This window comes from Rhodococcus sp. A14, assembly GCF_011603105.1.
Taxonomy (GTDB): Bacteria; Actinomycetota; Actinomycetes; order Mycobacteriales; family Mycobacteriaceae; genus Rhodococcus_F; species Rhodococcus_F opacus.
On the sequence record NZ_JAAOQS010000007.1, the window covers coordinates 88,586 to 106,569 of the forward strand.

General features: G+C 69.7%; 16 protein-coding genes and 1 riboswitch. Of the genes, 12 read left to right on the top strand and 4 right to left on the bottom strand.

Going from position 1 to position 17,984, the window contains the following annotated elements; all coding sequences use genetic code 11:
• Window positions 1-12: 12 nt before the first annotated feature.
• Window positions 13-891, top strand: coding sequence for a sucrase ferredoxin (locus G9373_RS06255; protein ID WP_054248810.1), 879 nt, complete (start codon window positions 13-15; stop codon window positions 889-891).
• Window positions 892-896: 5 nt separating this feature from the next.
• Here the strand turns inward: G9373_RS06255 and G9373_RS06260 are convergent, their stop codons facing one another.
• Window positions 897-2,891: an SDR family oxidoreductase gene (locus G9373_RS06260; protein ID WP_054248809.1), complete on the bottom strand. Its 1,995-nt coding sequence runs from the start codon at window positions 2,889-2,891 to the stop codon at window positions 897-899.
• A gap of 32 nt (window positions 2,892-2,923) precedes the next feature.
• Window positions 2,924-5,044 carry an MMPL family transporter gene (locus G9373_RS06265; protein ID WP_005561683.1) on the bottom strand — a complete coding sequence of 707 codons (2,121 nt, stop codon included), beginning with the start codon at window positions 5,042-5,044 and terminating at the stop codon, window positions 2,924-2,926.
• A 100-nt stretch (window positions 5,045-5,144) separates the two neighbouring features.
• Window positions 5,145-5,279: riboswitch (cobalamin riboswitch) on the top strand.
• A gap of 94 nt (window positions 5,280-5,373) precedes the next feature.
• Between G9373_RS06265 and G9373_RS06270 the strand changes: the two genes are divergently transcribed.
• The 7 genes from G9373_RS06270 (at window position 5,374) to G9373_RS06300 (ending at window position 13,583) form a co-directional block, all read left to right on the top strand.
• The gene (locus tag G9373_RS06270) at window positions 5,374-6,369 is read left to right on the top strand and encodes an ABC transporter substrate-binding protein (RefSeq protein WP_167114431.1); all 996 of its coding nucleotides are present in this window, start codon (window positions 5,374-5,376) and stop codon (window positions 6,367-6,369) included.
• Window positions 6,366-7,454, top strand: coding sequence for an iron ABC transporter permease (locus G9373_RS06275; protein ID WP_167114434.1), 1,089 nt, complete (start codon window positions 6,366-6,368; stop codon window positions 7,452-7,454). The genes G9373_RS06270 and G9373_RS06275 overlap by 4 nt, the downstream gene beginning before the upstream one ends.
• Complete coding sequence (locus G9373_RS06280) at window positions 7,451-8,227, top strand: ABC transporter ATP-binding protein (RefSeq protein ID WP_005561689.1); 777 nt, start codon at window positions 7,451-7,453, stop codon at window positions 8,225-8,227. The genes G9373_RS06275 and G9373_RS06280 overlap by 4 nt, the downstream gene beginning before the upstream one ends.
• On the top strand, window positions 8,220-8,963 hold the full coding sequence (locus G9373_RS06285) for a (2Fe-2S)-binding protein (protein WP_167114437.1): 744 nt from the start codon (window positions 8,220-8,222) through the stop codon (window positions 8,961-8,963). The genes G9373_RS06280 and G9373_RS06285 overlap by 8 nt, the downstream gene beginning before the upstream one ends.
• 143 nt (window positions 8,964-9,106) lie before the next feature.
• A complete protein-coding gene (locus tag G9373_RS06290; RefSeq protein WP_167114441.1) occupies window positions 9,107-12,361 on the top strand; it encodes an error-prone DNA polymerase in 3,255 nt (1,084 codons plus the stop codon).
• Between the two features lie 23 nt (window positions 12,362-12,384).
• A complete protein-coding gene (locus tag G9373_RS06295) occupies window positions 12,385-13,278 on the top strand; it encodes a DUF4349 domain-containing protein (protein WP_167114444.1) in 894 nt (297 codons plus the stop codon).
• Window positions 13,275-13,583, top strand: a complete 309-nt coding sequence (locus tag G9373_RS06300) for a rhodanese-like domain-containing protein (protein ID WP_005560188.1) — start codon at window positions 13,275-13,277, stop codon at window positions 13,581-13,583. The genes G9373_RS06295 and G9373_RS06300 overlap by 4 nt, the downstream gene beginning before the upstream one ends.
• A gap of 22 nt (window positions 13,584-13,605) precedes the next feature.
• Here G9373_RS06300 and G9373_RS06305 read toward each other — a convergent pair whose 3' ends face one another.
• On the bottom strand, window positions 13,606-14,655 hold the full coding sequence (locus G9373_RS06305; RefSeq protein ID WP_167114447.1) for a TDT family transporter: 1,050 nt from the start codon (window positions 14,653-14,655) through the stop codon (window positions 13,606-13,608).
• Between the two features lie 89 nt (window positions 14,656-14,744).
• Between G9373_RS06305 and G9373_RS06310 the strand changes: the two genes are divergently transcribed.
• Window positions 14,745-15,689 carry a LysR family transcriptional regulator gene (locus tag G9373_RS06310; RefSeq protein WP_005560184.1) on the top strand — a complete coding sequence of 315 codons (945 nt, stop codon included), beginning with the start codon at window positions 14,745-14,747 and terminating at the stop codon, window positions 15,687-15,689.
• Here the strand turns inward: G9373_RS06310 and G9373_RS06315 are convergent.
• Complete coding sequence (locus tag G9373_RS06315; protein WP_005560181.1) at window positions 15,670-16,137, bottom strand: tRNA (cytidine(34)-2'-O)-methyltransferase; 468 nt, start codon at window positions 16,135-16,137, stop codon at window positions 15,670-15,672. The genes G9373_RS06310 and G9373_RS06315 overlap by 20 nt on opposite strands.
• A 43-nt stretch (window positions 16,138-16,180) precedes the next feature.
• Here G9373_RS06315 and G9373_RS06320 point away from each other — a divergent pair, with 43 nt between their 5' ends.
• The 3 genes from G9373_RS06320 to G9373_RS06330 are packed head-to-tail and all read left to right on the top strand — an operon-like array spanning window position 16,181 to window position 17,966.
• Window positions 16,181-16,786 (top strand): pentapeptide repeat-containing protein, encoded by a 606-nt coding sequence (locus tag G9373_RS06320; RefSeq protein ID WP_054247555.1) that lies wholly within the window; start codon window positions 16,181-16,183, stop codon window positions 16,784-16,786.
• Between the two features lie 33 nt (window positions 16,787-16,819).
• Window positions 16,820-17,680 carry a bifunctional methylenetetrahydrofolate dehydrogenase/methenyltetrahydrofolate cyclohydrolase gene (locus G9373_RS06325; RefSeq protein ID WP_005257035.1) on the top strand — a complete coding sequence of 287 codons (861 nt, stop codon included), beginning with the start codon at window positions 16,820-16,822 and terminating at the stop codon, window positions 17,678-17,680.
• A 1-nt stretch (window position 17,681) separates the two neighbouring features.
• Window positions 17,682-17,966, top strand: coding sequence for a DUF3017 domain-containing protein (locus G9373_RS06330; protein ID WP_005560179.1), 285 nt, complete (start codon window positions 17,682-17,684; stop codon window positions 17,964-17,966).
• Window positions 17,967-17,984 lie beyond the last annotated feature (18 nt).

A 17,984-nucleotide genomic window follows, 5' to 3' on the forward strand; every position in this document is an offset into this window, starting at 1 on the left:
CACAATGGCACCGTGCCTGACACGATCACCGCCACCTGCTCCGCCCTGTCCGCGACCGACGAACCCCTCGCAGGCACCGCTGCGCACGTCACGGGCTGGGTGTGCCTCGAGTTCCCCGGCGCGTGGGGCCGGGACGTACTCGACGGCACCGCGCTCGGACCGGACCTGGCCCGTGAGCTGGACGCCCGCGCCGACGCCGCCGGGGTGCGGGTCATGTTCATCCGCCGGCCGGGCCGCAGCACCGCGGCCCCGGATCGGCGGACGGTGCTGCTGGCGCAGTCGCATCCCGCGCGGTCGTGGTGCGAGCGGCTCGAGATCGCCTTCCCAGAAGACCTGCTCGACCTGGACCTCGGGCTGATCGCGGGAAACGCACCCGGGCTGGGCACCCCGGTGACGGATCCGGTCGTCCTGGTGTGCGCGCACGGGAAGAGGGACCAGTGCTGCGCCGTCCTCGGACGGCCGGTCGCGGCGGGTCTGGCCGCGGAGTTCGGCGACGCGGTGTGGGAGTGCTCGCACACGGGTGGGCATCGGTTCGCGCCCTCGCTGATCCTGCTGCCGACGGGTTACACGTACGGCCGGCTGTCGACGCAGGGGAGTGTCGACGCGGTCCGCGCCGCCGCTCGGGGCGAGGTGTACCCGACCGGGCTGCGCGGCCGCAGTTGCTGGGACGCGCCGGGGCAGGTGGCGGAACTCGCCGTCCGCGATCTCGTGGACGCGGCCGCGGACGAGCTCACGGTGGACGCGAATTCGGTTGTCGCGCATCGTGACGGGCGCTGCTGGGTCGTCGACCTGGAGGAGCGGGAACTGCCGCCCCGGCCGGCGAGTTGCGGGGCGGCGCCGAAGCCGGTGCGACCCGTCGTCGCCACCGGAGTCCGCCCTTTCGCCCCCTGAGGCGGTCACCAGTGGGTGCCGGGCACCAGCCTTCCGACCTTCCGGGCGGCGCGGCCGAGCACCGACGACGTGTGGTGCCGGGGTTCCGGCGTGTGCTGAGGGGCCGGCCCCGCGTCGTCCGTGCTCTGCCCCTTCGCCGCCGGGGAATCGGGGAACATGCGATACATCTGGTGCATCACGCGATCCTTGACGGCGGGTGCGAAGACGTGGCCGAGTTCCCCGAGCGTGCCGGTCGGGACGTCGATGCGCTTGGGGCGTTCGATCAGCGCCCGGACGACCATCGCGGCCGCCTTCTCCGGAGAGGTGATCGGTCCGACGTTGTACCGGCCGGTGGGCGCGATCATCGGCGTCTCGACCAGTGGCATGTGGATGGTGGTGAACGTGATTCCGTCCGAAAGGGTTTCGGACGCCGCGACGTCGGTGAAGCCGTCGAGGGCCGATTTGCTGGCGACATAGGCGGCGAACCGCGGCGTCGCGCCCTGGACCCCGGCGCTGCTGATGTTGACGATGTGCCCGAACCGCCGCTCGCGCATCTGCGGGAGGAAGGCGAGGACGAGCCGGACCGCGCCGAAGTAGTTGACGGCCATGGTCCGCTCGAAATCGTGGAGCCGGTCCGTGGAGTGGTAGAGGCCCCGACGGATCGACCGGCCGGCGTTGTTGACGAGCATGTCGACGTGATCGTGCTCGGCGAGAACGGCTTTGACGGTGTGCTCGACCGACTCGTCGTCGGTGATGTCGCAGGGGTAGCCGTAGGCGTCGCCGCCCGTCGCGCGGATCTCGGCCACCACGGCGTCGAGTTCCTCGGTGCGCCGGGCGAGGAGAATGACCTTCGCGCCCTTGCGGGCCGTCGCGATCGCGGAACTCCGGCCGATCCCGGACGACGCCCCGGTGATCACCACGTGTCTGCCCACGAGCGGTCCGGCCGGATGGGGCCGGCGCGCCCGATCGGGATCGAGGTTCTCGCGCCAGTACGACCACAGCCGGTCGGCGTACGACGCGAACCGCGGGACGTCGATGCCTGTGCCGCGCAGCGCCTCCCGGGTGTCGTCGTTCACGAACACTGTGGGCAGCGTCATGTTCTCGACGAGTACCGGAGGGATGCCGAGCGCGCCGAGCACCGCCTTGCGGCCCGTGTCGAGGGCCGAGTCGGGGGTGGGATTGAGGAAGGGGCGGACGAGTCCGCCGGGCAGTCCGGCCGCGGGATGCGGCGCCCCGGCAGCCTTGGCGAGCGCTGCGTAGATCTCGCGGACCGGCTGCGGACGTGGATTGACGAGATGGAACGTCTGGCCGTCCCTTCCGGGTGCGGACATCAACTCCACGATGGCCGTGGCCACGTAGTCGACGGGTACGACGTTGGTCGATCCGATCCGGGGGACGGCCACGGGGAGGGCCGCGGGGAGTTTTGCGAGCGCCGCGATGGCGGGGAAGAGGTAGTACGGGCCGTCGATCTTGTCCATCTCGCCGGTGACCGAACTGCCGACCACCGCGGAGGGCCGGTAGATGCGCCATCGCAGGCCCTCGGCTTCCCGCACCAGCTTCTCCGCCTCGAACTTGGTGCGGTGATACGGGGTGGGGAATCCCTGCCCGAGATCGAAATCCGTTTCCCTGAACGGACCTTCGTGATCCCCCGCGACGGCGATGGACGAGACGTGATGCAGAGTCGCATCCAGTTCCCGGGCCAGCGCGATCACCGAGCGGGTGCCGTCGACGTTCGTGGTTGCCTGTTCGTCGCCCGCCGTGAGGTCGTAGATCGCGCCGAGGTGCAGGATGTGATCGGCTGCCGGCGCCGCGGCGAGTCCGAGGCCGGGCTCGGTCAGGTCGCCGATCAGCGGATGCACTCGTTCGCCGCCCGGCATGCCGTCGACGAGCGCCTCCCAGCGCGCGACGGACGCGCGCCGGACGAGGACGTGGATCTCGGCTGATGCATCGCGGTCGAGGATGAGGGGCAGCACGTGCCGACCCAAAAATCCGGTTCCGCCGGTGACGAGGTAGGTGGCCATGACCCGAACTTACTCCAAAGTAAGATAATGCACTAGTGGCCCAGACCCACCTTGGCGTGCACCTTCTTCATCCAGGCCGGGGCCCACCAGTTGGCCTCGCCCATCAGCTTCACGAGGGACGGAACGAGGAGCATGCGGACCACCGTCGCGTCGACGACGAGTGCGACGATCATGCCCACACCGAGGAACCGCATGATCGACAGACCGGAGATGGTGAACGCTCCGGTCACCACCACGAGCAGCAGCGCCGCGGCCGTCACGATGCGGCCCGTGCGCTCGGTGCCGAAGCGCACCGCCTCCTCCGTGGTCGCGCCGGCCTCGTGCGCCTCGACCATGCGTGACATCAGGAACACCTCGTAGTCGGTCGACAGGCCGAAGACCACGGCGAGGATGAGGACCACGAACGTCGCCTCGAGCGGTGCCGGACTGACCCCGAGCAGACTCGCGCCGTGGCCCAGCTCGAAGATCCAGGTGAGTACACCGAACGTGGCGGCGAGGCTCAGCCCCGCCATCGCGACCGCCTTGATCGGCAGCACCACCGAGCCGAACGCCAGGAACAACAGCACGAGCGTCGAACCCACCATGATCGCGATCATCACCGGCATCCAGTGCACGATCGCCGCGTTCCCGTCGTCGACGGTCGCCTGACCGCCGCCGACGAGGAGTTCGGTTCCCTCCGGCGGCGTGATGGCACGGAGTCCGTCCACTGCGGCGCTCTGGTCGTCGGTGGTGACGCCTTCGGAGTAGACGGCCTGGACCGCGACCAGCTCGTTGCCGGACGCGACGACGGTGGCCGCCCCGATGCCCTCCACCCGGCCGGCGGCCTGGGCGACCGCGGCGCCGTCGGCGGCGGTCGGGGCCGTGCCGTCGGTGCCCCGGAGGATGAGGGTGGCGCCGTTTCCGGTGGTGGGAAATTCGGTGGTGAGAGTGTCGGTGGCGATGCGGGCGGGGTCGTTCTCCGGCAGCGCCGTGTACGTGACCTCGCCGAGTGACGCGCTGAGCAGGGGCGAGGCGAGGACCATCAACCCCGCGACGATGCCGACCGCGATGGCGACCGGCCGCCGCATCACCCACGTGACGACGGAGCCCCAGAACGTGCGGGCGCGAACCTCCCCACGCTGCGCCGCATCCTTGCGCCAGGTCAGTGCGTTGATACGATGACCCAGGATCGCGAGCAGCGCCGGGACCGCGGTGAGTGACAGCAGCGCCGCGCTCGCGACCGCGGCCATCGCACCGAACCCGAGCGACTTGATCACGTCCTGCGGAAACACGAGCATGCCCGAGAACGCGCACACGAGAAGCAGACCGGAGAACAGCACGGTGCGGCCCGCGGTCAGGACGGTGCGCCGGGTCGCCTCCGCGACGTCGGCACCGGACTCCAGTTCCTCGCGGAAACGTCCGACGATGAACAGGCCGTAGTCGATCGCGAGCCCCAGTCCGAGCAGGGACGCCACGTTGATTGCGAACGAACTGACGTCGGTGAAGAGGGTCAGCAGGCGCAGGGTGGCCAGGGCGCTGAAGATCGAGAGCAACCCGACGAACACCGGAACGGCCGCGGCCACCAGTCCGCCGAAGATGAAGACCAGCAACACGAGAGTGATCGGGAGCGCGATCGCCTCCGCCAGCACCAGGTCCTGTTGCAGCCGGTTGTTGAACGCCACACCCACCACCGAATTTCCCGCGAACTCGGTGTCGATGCCCTCCACCTCGAGCTTCGGCAGCAGGTCGTCGAACGTGGCGGCGGTGATCCCGGCGTCGGGGTCGACGGTGATCGCGGCCGACGCCTTGGTGCCGTCCTCCGACACCATCAGCTGCTTCCTCGCCGCGTCCGCGGTCCAGTACGACGTCACCGAGTACGTCGGCACCTCGGCGGCGAACCGGTCGAGACTCGCGGTGACCTCGGGGCCGATGTCGTCCAGGGTCTTCCCGTCGGGTGCCGTGTAGATAGCGATGATGTCCGGCGTCTGCGGACCCAGGTTGTCCTGGACGATCCGGGCCACTTCGGCGGATTCGCTACCGGGATCGGTGAACCCGCCCGAGCTGAGTTTCGCGAAGACACCGGTGCCCCACGCGCCGCTCACCAGAACGGCGACGACGGCGAGGCTCAGGACCCACCATTTGCGTGAAACAACGGTCGAGGCCCAACGTGTCATGCGTCATCTCCGGCTTGTCTGGGGCGGGCAGCTGCGACTGCCGACTGTAGTGCGGATCGGGGTGTCACCGACGGGGGTGTGATGCGGCTCCCGGCAAATCGTGCATACTCGGCATCGCACTTGCAGCCACACGCACGGGGGAAGCCGGTCCGAATCCGGCGCTGACCCGCAACGGTAGGCCACCAGATCATTTCGGTGGCGAGCCCGATTACCCGGCGTGGGGTGTGTGACATCCTTTTCGTCGTGGTCTACGAAGCGGAGTCCTGCAGGCGCCGCACAGGGCGTCTGCTGACTTCTCATTCGTGGCTCTGAGCCGCAATGAGGTTTACATGCACGGTCAGTTGTTCAGAAGTACCGGTCTGGTCACGCTCGCTGTGGCCGCGCTGGTGGTCGCCGGGTGTTCGCGCGGGGAGTCCGTGGGGCAGACCGCTTCCGCCGAATCCTTCGCCGAGCCGGTGTCCGTCACGAACTGCGATCGAACGGAGACGTTCGACGCCCCGCCCCAGCGCATCGTCAGCATGAACGATCATGTCACCGAGGTGCTGATCGAGATGGGGGCCGGCGACCGCATCGTCGGCACGGGGTACGGCGACGCGACCCCGCTGCCGGAGTTCGCGGACGCCTTCGCGACGATCCCGAAACTCGCGAAGGAATACCCGACCCGGGAGCAGATCCTCGACCTCGACCCCGACCTGGTGGTCGGTGGAATGCGGAGCGCGTTCGACGAGAAGGAGGGGCGGTCGCGCGAATCCCTCGGCGACCAGGGCATTCCCACCTTCCTGTTCTCCGAGTACTGCGGGCAGGGTTTCCCCGACATCGGTCTGCTGCGCAGCGACTACACGCAGCTCGGCGAGATCCTCGGAGTCCCGGACCGGGCGCGGGCGATCACCGACCGGGTGACGTCCGGATTGCAGGCAGTGCGTGACGAGATCGCAGGCACCGCACCGGTTCCGACGTTCTTCTACGATTCCGGCGAGGACGTCCCGCTGACGATCGGCGGTGTGGGAGTCGGCCAGCTCATCGCGGACCACGCGGGTGCGGCCAACCTCTTCGCCGAGGGGGAGAAGCCGTATTCGAAGTCCACCTGGGAGATCATCGGTGAACGCGCCCCGGAGGCGATCGTCGTCCTCGACTACGGTACGACGAGTGCGCAGGCGAAGATCGACTTCCTGAAATCGCACCCGATCATGTCGACGACACCCGCCGTGAAGGCCGGCCGGTTCGTCGTGGTGCCACTCGACGACTTCTTCGAGAGCCCGCGCCTGGTGCGGTCGGTGGAGACGATCGCGCGGGCACTGCATCCGGACGCCGTCGGCGCGCGATGACCGTCACCGTCGAACGTGCGGCACCACCGGCGCAGGCGCCGCACCCGGCCCGTGCACGCCTCGGCTTCGTGGGCCTGATGGTGCTGCTCGCACTGACGACCCTGTTCGTCGTCGGCCTCGCGGTGTCGTTCGGTTCGGTGCGCATCCCGGTCGGCGACGTCTGGGCGATCGTCGCGCACCGGGTGGCCCCCGGCGCATTCGAGTCCTGGTGGTCGCAGGCGCGGGAGTCGATCGTCCTCGACTCCCGGCTGCCGCGGGCGCTGACCGCGGCGGCAGTCGGTGCGGCGCTGGCCCTGGCAGGCGCCGTGGCGCAGGCGGTGACCCGCAATCCATTGGCCGATCCCTATCTGCTCGGCGTGTCCTCGGGGGCGGGGTTCGGCGTGGTGGTGGTGACGGTGCTCGGGCTCGGGGTGGGAGCACTCGGCGCGTTCACCGTTCCCGTCGCGGCGTTCCTGGGCGCGATGGTGCCGCTGTTCCTGTCGCTGGCGATCGGCGGACGGTATCCGCAGCCGACGGCCGTCATCCTCGTGGGTGTCGCGTCGGCGCAGGTGTTCTCGGCGCTCATCACGTTCTCGATCCTGGTCGTCGCAGACGAGCATCAACTGAGTTCGGTGATGCACTGGCTGGCTGGCGGGTTCGGCGACTCCCGCTGGTCGACGGCGATCTTCCCGGCCGTGGCACTCGCGACGGTGGGGGCCGCGATGATGCTGAGCGCGAGCCGTATCGACCTGCTGCAGGCGGGAGACGACGGCGCCGCCGCCCTCGGCATGAACGTGCGGCGCTTCCGCGTGGTGCAGTTGCTCGGTGTGTCGATGCTGGCCGGGGCCGCCGTGTCCGTCGCGGGCGGCATCGGCTTCATCGGTCTGCTGGTGCCGCACCTGGCCGGGTACGTCGTCGGTGCACGGGCGGTGAGGCTGCTGCCCGTCGCCGCATTCCTCGGCGCGATCGCGATGGTCGCTGCGGACACGGCCGCGCGGACGGTCGCACGGAGCATCGAGATCCCGGTCGGCGTCGTCACCGCGTTGGTGGGAGCGCCGATCTTCGTCTGGATGCTCTACCGGCAGTACCGGAGGGCCGAACAGTGACCGCGCTGAGTCTGCAACGGGTCCGCGCCGAACTCGGGCCGCGGGAAGTGCTGCACGGCGTCGACTTCTCCGTGCGTCCCGGTGAGGTGCTGGCGTTGGTCGGGCCCAACGGTTCCGGGAAGACCACCGCGCTGCGCTGCTGCTACCGCGCGCTCACCCCGACCGGGGGCGCCGTCGTCGTCGACGGAGCGGACACAGCCGATCTGGGCCGGCGGGCACTGGCCCGCACCATCGGGGCGAGCACCCAGGAACCGCGGGTGTCCGCGGGACTGACTGTGCGCGAATCCGTTTCGCTCGGACGCGTCCCGCACCGGGGCTGGTTCGAACGGGCGAACGGCGCCGACGGCGAGATCGTCGAGACGTGCGTCCGTCAGGTGGGGCTGGCCGAACTCGCCGGTCGCGACGTCCAGGCACTGTCGGGCGGGGAGCGTCAGCGGGTGTCGATCGCCCGGGCTCTCGCGCAGCAGCCGAGGGTGCTGCTGCTCGACGAACCCACCAACCACCTAGACCTGCGGCATCAGCTGACGGTGATGAACCTGCTGCGTGACCTCGCGTGCGACGGTCTGGCGATCGTCGTGACCATGCACGACCTCCGGCTGGCCGTCGAGTACTGCGACACGCTGGCCGTGATGCACGATGGACGGGTGATCAGCACCGGTCCGCCCGCCGACGTGCTGGACGACGCCGTCCTCGGCGGGGTGTTCGGCATCCGCGCGATCATGCGGTCGACGCCGCGGTTGTCGATGGAGATCCTGGGGTTGGCCGATGGATGAGCAACTGCGGCGTGTGTACGAGCTGACCGCCCGCCGCGTCCCGATGATCGCCGACCAGATCGAGTACTCCGGCGCCTTCTCGTTCCCGGCCGTGTGCCTGACCGATCCGGGCTGGCTCGCGGACCGGGTCGCGGACACGGCGAGGCGGTGGGGCAGCGACGACCCCCGGGTCAACGGCACCCTGTGGTGGTACTCGGCCAGCTCGACGCTGACCGGGATTCCGATCGCGACCGCGCTCGTCACGGGTGTCGCCGCCCGGCCGCGGCTCGGCGACGCCGTGGCATTCCTGCGTGACGACGGGTACCTCGGCGGCCTGACCGCGTCGTCGGCACTGCCGGTCACCGAGGGGCTGTCCGAGCTGGCGTCCGACATGGCCGCCGCGCTGACGCCGATCATCGACGCTCTCGCCGCGGCGTCCGGGGTGCGGCAGGCCGCGATGTGGGCGATCACGACGGATTCGATCGCCAACCGGGCGCTCGACGCGGGAACGGCGTGCGGCGATCGCGCACGCGGCAGCATCTTCGCGCGGGGGCTGGTGGACGCACTCCGCCGCGTCGGTGTGGTGATGCCGGACCCGCGGTTCGTCGACGTCCGGGCCGGGGCATCGTCGCGCCGGTTCACACAGCGGGCGTCGTGCTGCCTGATCTACGAGACCCCCGGGTCGGGCAAGTGTGTGAGCTGCCCGAGGAGGCCGGCCGAGGACCGTCTGAGGGGCCTGGCCGCGCTCGTGACGTGAATCCGGGTGGCCCGCGTTGACCGGTCCGCGCGTGTGATGGCACACTGAAGGCATTCGAACTCCCGTTCGAATGATGCGTCTTCCCCAGCGGCATCTTCCATGGTTTCGGCACGGCACGTGCGTGACATGAAGAGGTGTGCCCGATGGGTTGGGGAAACGGTCCGCCGACGTGGTCCGAGATGGAGCGCGTCCTGTCGGGCAGGCCGGGGCGGGTCAGCCCGGAGTCGCTGTATCCAGGCGACGGCGGCGACAGTCCCGCGTGGTCCCGCAAGCGGGGGGAGTACCGGGCGGGCCGTCAGGAGCGCACCGGCTCCACCGTTCCGTACGCCGAACTCCACGCGCATTCGGCGTTCAGTTTCCTCGACGGCGCCTCCCCGCCGGAAGAGTTGGTGGAGGAGGCCGTCCGGCTCGGTCTCGAGGCCATCGCACTCACCGACCACGACGGGTTCTACGGTGTGGTCCGGTTCGCGGAGGCGGCGAAGGAACTGAACATGCGCACCGTGTTCGGATCAGAACTGACATTGGACGACGCCCATCTGCTGGTACTGGCGCGAGGTCAGGAGGGGTACCGGCGGCTCTCCCGGGAAATCGCGGCGGCGCATCTCGCGGGCGGGGAGAAGGGCAAGCTGCGCTACGACCTCGACCGTCTCACCGACGCGGCCGGGGGGCACTGGCAGATCCTGACCGGGTGCCGGAAGGGGCATGTGCGTCAGGCCCTGGCCGACGGTGGCCCGGACGCCGCGGCCGCCCGGCTGCGGGAGCTGATCGACCGGTTCGGGGCCGACCGGGTCACGGTGGAACTCACCCATCACGGCATCGCGGAGGACGGTGAGCGCAACGCCGACCTCGCCGAACTCGCACAGCAGCACGGACTTCGGGTGATCGCGTCCACGGCGGCGCACTTCGCGGGACCGCCGCGCCGGAGGCTGGCCATGGCGATGGCCGCCGTCCGGGCGCGGCAGAGCCTCGACGACGCGGCCGGGCACCTGGCGCCCGCCGGGGGAGCGCACCTGCGGTCCGGTGAGGAGATGGCGCACCTCTTCGCCGCGTACCCGGAAGCTGTGCGCGGTGCGGCGGACCTCGGGCTGGAGTGTGCGTTCGACCTGCGGCTCATCGCGCCGCAACTGCCACCGTTCGACGTGCCCGACGGGCACACCGAGGCGAGCTGGCTGCGGCAACTCACGATGGACGGGGCGCGCCGCCGGTACGGTGCGCCGGTGGACCGGCCGGAGGCCTACCGGCAGATCGAGCACGAACTGGACATCATCACCGCGCTGAACTTCCCGGGTTACTTCCTGGTGGTCCACGACATCGTGTCGTTCTGCAAGAACAACGACATCCTCTGCCAGGGAAGGGGTTCGGCGGCCAACTCCGCCGTCTGCTACGCCATCGGCATCACCAACGTGGATCCCGTCCGCAACAAACTGCTGTTCGAACGGTTCCTCTCACCCGAACGCGACGGCCCCCCGGACATCGACGTCGACATCGAATCCGATCGGCGGGAGGAGGCCATCCAGCACGTCTACGCCAAGTACGGACGCCAGTACGCGGCGCAGGTGGCGAACGTCATCACGTACCGCGGAAAGTCCTCGGTGCGGGACATGGCCCGGGCGCTGGGATTCTCGCAGGGGCAGCAGGACGCGTGGAGCAAACAGGTCAGCCGCTGGGGTGGCATCGGGAAGGAGGTCGGCACCGACATTCCGCCCGCCGTCCTCGAACTGGCCGCTCAGATCGAGGGGTTTCCGCGGCACCTCGGCATCCACTCGGGCGGCATGGTGATCTGTGACCGGCCGATCGCCGACGTGTGCCCGGTGGAGTGGGCGCGCATGGAGAACCGCAGTGTTCTGCAGTGGGACAAGGACGATTGCGCGGCGGTGGGTCTGGTGAAGTTCGACATGCTGGGCCTCGGCATGCTGTCCGCGCTGCACTACATGATCGACCTCGTGGCCGAGCACAAGGGCATCGAGGTGGATCTGGCGCAGCTGGACCTCTCCGAGGAGGCCGTCTACGAGATGCTGCAGCGGGCGGACTCGGTGGGGGTGTTCCAGGTGGAGTCGCGGGCCCAGATGGCCACCCTGCCGAGGCTGAAACCGCGGAACTTCTACGACCTGGTGGTGGAGGTGGCGCTCATCCGCCCCGGTCCGATCCAGGGCGGATCGGTGCACCCGTACATCCGCCGCCGCAACAAGCTCGAACCGGTGACCTACGACCACCCGTCCCTGGAGAAGGCGCTGAAGCGGACGCTGGGTGTGCCGCTGTTCCAGGAGCAGTTGATGCAGATGGCGGTCGACGTGGCGGGTTTCAGCCCGGCCGAGGCCGACCAGCTCCGCCGGGCCATGGGTTCCAAACGGTCGCCCGAGAAGATGGAACGGCTGAGGGGGCGGCTCTACCGGGGCATGCGGGAGATGCACGGGATCGGCGACGATGTGGCCGACCGGATCTACGAGAAGCTGTACGCTTTCGCGAATTTCGGTTTCCCCGAAAGTCATTCGCAGAGTTTCGCCGCCCTGGTGTTCTATTCGTCGTGGTTCAAGTTGCATCACCCGGCGGCGTTTTGCGCCGGTCTGCTGCGGGCGCAGCCGATGGGGTTCTACTCGCCGCAGTCGCTGGTGGCCGACGCCCGCAGGCACGGGGTGCAGGTGCACGGCGCAGACATCAATGCGAGTCTCGCCCACGCCACCGTCGAGGCGGGCGGGACGGAGGTGCGTCTCGGGCTCGGGGAGGTGCGGCACATCGGGACCGCGCTGGCCGAGCGAATCGTCGAATCCCGCGGCGACGGAGGGCCGTACACGTCGTTCCTCGACCTCACCGGCCGGGTGGAACTGAGCACGGCGCAAGCCGAATCGCTGGCAACCGCAGGTGCTCTCGACAGTTTCGGGTTGTCCCGCCGGGAGGCGTTGTGGGCGGCGGGCGCCGCGGCGGGGGAGCGCCGCGACCGGCTGCCGGGGATCGGGGCGTCCACCCGCGCGCCGACCCTGCCGGGGATGAGCGATCTCGAACTGGCCGCGGCGGACGTGTGGGCCACCGGGGTGTCCCCGGACACGTACCCCACCCAGTTCCTGCGCCCGCAACTCGACGCGCTCGGGGTGGTCCCGGCGGCGCACCTGCTCGATGTCCCCGACGGCGACCGGGTTCTGGTGGGTGGGGCGGTGACCCACCGGCAGCGCCCGGCGACGGCCGCGGGGGTCACGTTCATCAACCTCGAGGACGAGACCGGGATGGTCAACGTGGTGTGTTCGGTGGGGTTGTGGGCGAAATACCGCAAGCTCGCCAACACGGCGCCCGCACTGCTGGTCCGCGGCAAGGTGCAGAACGCGGAGGGGGCGGTGACGGTGGTGGCGGATCGGCTGCAGCTGATGGATTTGCGGGTGTCCGCCAAATCCAGGGACTTCAGGTGAGCCCGCACCGCTAGCATTCGGACATGAGGAGATACGTCTTGTCGGCGATCGTCGTGGCTTCGCTGGCGCTCGCGGGGTGTGGTGGTCCCGGCAGTGATTCCTCCCAACCGTCGCCCGCCCCGACACCGGGGGACTCGAGCCAGATGGAAATCGGTGGCGCAGTACAGCAACCCGCGAAGGACCAGGCGCCCACCGACCGCCAGGAGATCATCACCGGTCAGGTCGCGCTCACGGCGGACGACCCGGTGGCCGTCGGCAGGCAGATCGTGGACAAGGTCGACGATCTGGGCGGACGCGTCGACCAGCTCACCGAACAGCCGGGCTCCGATGATCAGGACGCGAGCAGTTCCCTGACCATCCGGGTGCCCGCCGATTCGCTCACCCGGACGTTGGACGATCTGCGGGAACTGGGCACGGTCACCAGCGTCAGCGTCACGAAGAGCGACGTGACGATGCAGTCGCAGGATCTCGACGCCCGGATCGGCGCGTTGACGGCATCCGTCACCCGGCTGCAGGGGCTCATCACGTCGGCGGCGAACACCGCGGATCTGATCGAAGCCGAGAGGGCGCTGTCGGAGCGTCAGGGCGAACTGGACAGCCTCACCGCCCAGAAGCGGTCGCTGAGCGACCAGGTGGCACTGGCCACGCTCATGATCGACGTCACCTCCACGGATGCCGAGCAGCCCAGTCCCGGTCCGGACAACTTCTGGGAAGGGCTCGTCGCGGGCTGGCACGCCCTGCTGTCGGCGATCAAGGGCGGCGCCGTGGTCGTGGGGGCGCTGATTCCCTGGTTCGGATTCGTGGCCGTCATCGCACTGGTCGTGTACGGCGCGTACCGTCTGCGCCGGATGTACAACAGGCCGCCCGGCCCACCGTCGGGCCCGGCGCCGGATCGAGAAGAGGCGAAGACGCAATGATCGAAGTCGACCTGAATGCCCTGGACGGCGCATTGGCGTCGGGCGCACCCGTCATCGATGTGCGCGAGGCCGACGAGTACGCCCAGGCGCGGGTGCCGGGTGTGACGCTGATTCCGCTCAGTGAGTTCGTCGCGCGCGTGGACGAGATCCCGGAAGCCGAGGTCGTCTACGTGATCTGCGGGGTGGGCGGCCGGAGCCTGCAGGCGGCGGAGTACCTGAACGCGCGGGGGATCAACGCCGTGTCGGTCGCGGGCGGCACGTCCGCGTGGATGCAGTCCGGACGTCCCGTCGATTCGGGCGCCTGACACCCGAAGCGCCGGTTCGCGGTCAGCAGACCGCGCTGAGGGCGTGGGCCGCGGGGTCGTCGCGGACCACGCGCCCACCCCGTTGCCCGGCGGCGTGCCGCAGTGTGCGGACCGCGACGGTGCTCCAGATCAGGACAAGAGCGCACCACAGGGTCACGCCTGCGCCGACGATCACGACCGAGTCCAGCGCGACGCCCAGCGAGTTCGCGCCCAGCGCGCAGGTGCCGACGGGGAACGTGAAACTCCACCAGCTGGGCGTGAACGTCAACCCGCGGCGAAAGGCCCTGGCGGTCACCGTGACCAGGGTCACGAGGGCGAGGATGCCGAGTGCGCCGACCGTGGTCCCGTAGACCACGCCCACCGAGTGGAGCCAGGTGTGGCCGGATGCCCCGCCGAGCAGATTGATCGCCGCCACCGACTGTCCGATCACGCCGAGCGGAATCCAGAGCGTGGGCACGAGCGGGGTGTCGGGGAGCCCGTTGCTCAGCAGATGGCGTCCGACGACGACGGCGACGGTCAGCGCGGCGCCCAGCGCCAGCGCGAACAGGGTGTAGCAGACCGCCAGCATCGCGATCTGCGGCGCGCCGTCCGGGAGGTGCGTGACCAGTGCGGCACCGGTGGCGGCCGACACCATGGGCGGCACGACGGGCATGAGCCAGGACGGCACCGGGGTCACCTGGTGGGGCCGGGTCAGCCGGCGCGCCATCACGACGTAGGTGACGAGTCCGATGACGGTCCCGACCGTCCACAGGGCGGCCGACGCGGGGACGGCGACACCGCCGAGAAGTTCGCGACCGGCGGATCCGGTGCCGGCGCCGACCGTCAGCACCGCCATCGACACGGCACCGTAGAACGGGAACATCGTGTGGCTGCGCGCGTCCGCGAGTGCGTCGTCGCGGCGACGGATCCAGTGCCGCACCAGTGCGGTCGTCAGCACGACGAGCAGCGTCACGGCGATCAGCCAGAAGATCTCGGCGGCCGTCCGGGCAACCGGAAGGCCCGCCGGAAATGCCGCGGCGACGACTGCGAGGATGCCGGTGCCCATCACTGCTGCGAACCAATTCGGGGTCATACCTAGAGCTTGCCGACGCATCGTCGTGGCCGGTAGAAGGCTTGTGGTTGAATACCCACAAATCGCGTTTGTGGGACTAGCCTAGGGTTGTGCCGCTGTCCCCCCGAGTACCCGAACTCAGTGCCCTCGACGTCCTGCTGTCCGTCGAGCGGCTCGGAAGCATGGGCGCGGCGGGGCGCGAGCACGGGCTCAGTCAGCAGGCCGTCAGCGCCCGGGTGCGTTCGGCCGAGCGGCAGTTCGGTATCAAGGTGTTCAGCCGCGGCGCCAGCGGGGTACGCCCCACATCGGAGGGTGCGCTCATCCTCGAATGGGCGAGTCACATCCTCGCCACGGCCGAGGAACTGGCGTCGGGAGTCGCGGCGCTGCGCGGCGAGCGGCAGGCCGGGCTGACGGTGGCGGCCAGCATGACGATCGCCGAGTACCTGGTCCCCGGGTGGACCGTCGCGATGCGGCGCAAGTACCCGAACGTGGTCACCAACGTGCGGCTGCTCAACTCGTCCGAGGTGACCGCCCGGGTGCTGTCCGGTGAGGCGGATCTCGGGTTCGTCGAGGGCCCGGACATTCCGGCGGGACTGCAGGTGCGGGAGATCGGCCGCGACCATCTGGTGGTCGTGGTGCCGCCGGAGCACGAATGGGTCCGACGGTCGCCGATTCCCGTGTCGGAACTCGCCGCGACGCCGATGATCCAGCGGGAGTCCGGTTCCGGGACGCGCACTACTCTGGAGAACGCGGTGCCGCAGTGCGTCCCGCCGTTGCTCGAGTTGACGTCGTGCACGGCGGTGAAGGCGGCCGTCGTGGCGGGTAACGCTCCGGCAGTGCTGTCGTCGCTGGCGGTGGCCGCCGACCTGACGGACGGCCGCCTCGCCTCCGTTCAGGTGGAGGGGTTGACGCTTCCGCGGCGGCTCTCCGCCGTCTGGGACCCGGTGCGCGGCGTTCAGGGTGCGGCGCGCGATTTCCTCGACATCGCCCTCGGTGCCGGCGCGGCCGCGGGTATCGGGGCCGCAGCCGTCGGAGCTACAGCGCAGCCCCTTTGAATCCGTGCTGCCGCCACGCCTCGTACGTGACGAGGGCGGCGGCGTTCGACAGGTTCAGCGACCGCCGGCCGGGCAGCATGGGGATGCGGAGTCGCTCCGTCACGTGGGGATCCGCCAGCACTTCCTCCGACAGTCCGGTGGGTTCGGGACCGAACAACAGAACGTCGCCGGGCCGGTAGGCGATGTCGGCGTACGACACGGTGGCGTGCGCGGTGAAGGCGTACACCCGCGCAGGCTCCACCGCGGCCCAGGCCGCCTCCAGGTTCTCGTGCACGGTCACCGACGCCAGGTCGTGGTAGTCGAGCCCGGCGCGTTTGAGTTTCGGCTCGGACAGGTCGAATCCGAGTGGACCCACGAGGTGCAGTTCGCAGCCGGTGCCCGCCACCATGCGGATGGCGTTGCCGGTATTGGGTGGGATTCGGGGTTCGTGGAACATCACTCGGAACACCCGCACAGCTTAGGGGCACACCGCGAGGCGGCATGATGGACGCATGGATCCGGTAGAAGAGGTGGTGGGTGAGGACTACGGCGACGCACGACTCCCCGCGCAGAACTGGCAGCGGCGGCACTACACGAAATGCAACTTCCGCGACGCCGACCTGAGTGAACTCCGCACCGAGTCGGTGATCTTCACCGACTGCGATTTCACGGGCGCCGACCTCGCCGAGTCGCGTCATGTGGGGACGGCGTTCCGCTCGTGCTCGTTCACCAGAACGACGCTGTGGCACAGCGAGTTCCGCAACTGCAGCTTCCTCGGATCGGAATTCGACAACTGCCGACTGCGCCCGATGGTCTTCGACGAATGTGATTTCACGCTCGCGTCGCTGGGCGGCGCGGACCTGCGCGGACTCGATTTCACGGACTGCCGGTTCCGGGAGGCCAACCTCGTCCGCACGGACCTCCGCCGCGCCGTTCTCCGCTCGGCGGACCTGTTCGGCGCCCGCACCGGCGGCGCGAAATTCGACGGCGCGGACCTGCGCGGCGCCCACGTCGACGCGAACCTGTGGACGACGGTCTCGCTGGACAAGGCGCAGATCGAACTCACCCAGGCCATCGCGTACGCGACGGCCAACGGGCTCGTGGTGGAACCGACCTGACGCGCGTGTGGCGAACCTGAGAGAATGGGGCACGTGACTGCAACGATCCTCGATGGCAAGGCGACCCGCGACGAGATTTTCGAAGACCTGAAGGTGCGGGTGAGCGCCCTGAAGGACAAGGGCATCACGCCCGGTCTCGGCACCGTTCTGGTGGGCGACGACCCGGGGTCGGCCGCCTACGTGCGCGGGAAGCACAACGACTGCGCGAAGGTCGGGATCACCTCGATCCGCCGCGACCTGCCCGGCGACATCACGCAGGAGAAGCTCGACGCCACCATCGACGAGCTCAACGCCAACCCGGACTGCACCGGCTACATCGTGCAGCTCCCGCTGCCGAAGCAGCTCGACGAGAACACCGCCCTCGAGCGCATCGACCCCGACAAGGACGCCGACGGCCTGCACCCGGTCAACCTGGGCCGGCTGGTGCTGGGCAAGGAAGCGCCGCTGCCGTGCACGCCGCGCGGAATCCTGCACCTGCTGCGCCGGTACGAGGTGCCGATCGAGGGTGCCCACGTCGTCGTCGTCGGTCGCGGTGTCACCGTGGGTCGCCCGATCGGTCTGCTGTTCACCCGGCGCAGCGAGAACGCCACCGTCACCCTCTGCCACACCCGTACGCGGGACCTCGGCGCCGAGGTCCGCCGCGCCGACATAGTCATCGCCGCGGCGGGTGTACCCGGGCTGGTCACGGCCGACATGGTCAAGCCCGGTGCCGCGGTGCTCGACGTGGGTGTGAGCCGCACCGAGGACGGACTGCGCGGCGACGTGGCGGCGGACGTTGCCGAGGTCGCCGGCTTCCTGTCCCCGAACCCCGGTGGCGTCGGGCCGCTCACCCGCGCCTTCCTGCTGACCAACGTCGTGGAGCGGGCCGAGCGTGTCGCAGCGTCTCTCGGCTGACATGGCCGACTGGGGGCAGTTCGCGAAGAAGAATCTGCCGATGCTCGCAGTCCTCGTCGTCATCGTCGTGGCCGTCGTGTTCGTGCTCGCGGATCGGTGGCGACGAGGCGCGTTCGTGTTCGGTGTCGCCACGCTGCTCGCGGCGGTCTTCCGGTTGATGATGCCGTCGGAGCGCGTCGGACTGCTCGCGGTGCGCAGCAAGCCTTTCGACGTGGGCGCGCTCGTGGCCGTCGGGGGCGCGATCGTGTGGCTGGCCGTGTCGATCGACCCGCTCGGAACCGGCTAGCGGTCCGAGCGGGCGTCG

Coding starts and splice junctions, on each gene's coding strand:
- G9373_RS06305 (WP_167114447.1), bottom strand. CDS start 14,655: ATGACCCCGAATTGGTTCGCAGCAGTGATGGGCACCGGCATCCTCGCA.
- G9373_RS06295 (WP_167114444.1), top strand. CDS start 12,385: ATGAGGAGATACGTCTTGTCGGCGATCGTCGTGGCTTCGCTGGCGCTC.
- G9373_RS06320 (WP_054247555.1), top strand. CDS start 16,181: ATGGATCCGGTAGAAGAGGTGGTGGGTGAGGACTACGGCGACGCACGA.
- G9373_RS06265 (WP_005561683.1), bottom strand. CDS start 5,044: ATGACACGTTGGGCCTCGACCGTTGTTTCACGCAAATGGTGGGTCCTG.
- G9373_RS06300 (WP_005560188.1), top strand. CDS start 13,275: ATGATCGAAGTCGACCTGAATGCCCTGGACGGCGCATTGGCGTCGGGC.
- G9373_RS06290 (WP_167114441.1), top strand. CDS start 9,107: ATGGGTTGGGGAAACGGTCCGCCGACGTGGTCCGAGATGGAGCGCGTC.
- G9373_RS06260 (WP_054248809.1), bottom strand. CDS start 2,891: ATGGCCACCTACCTCGTCACCGGCGGAACCGGATTTTTGGGTCGGCAC.
- G9373_RS06285 (WP_167114437.1), top strand. CDS start 8,220: ATGGATGAGCAACTGCGGCGTGTGTACGAGCTGACCGCCCGCCGCGTC.
- G9373_RS06270 (WP_167114431.1), top strand. CDS start 5,374: ATGCACGGTCAGTTGTTCAGAAGTACCGGTCTGGTCACGCTCGCTGTG.
- G9373_RS06275 (WP_167114434.1), top strand. CDS start 6,366: ATGACCGTCACCGTCGAACGTGCGGCACCACCGGCGCAGGCGCCGCAC.
- G9373_RS06330 (WP_005560179.1), top strand. CDS start 17,682: ATGGCCGACTGGGGGCAGTTCGCGAAGAAGAATCTGCCGATGCTCGCA.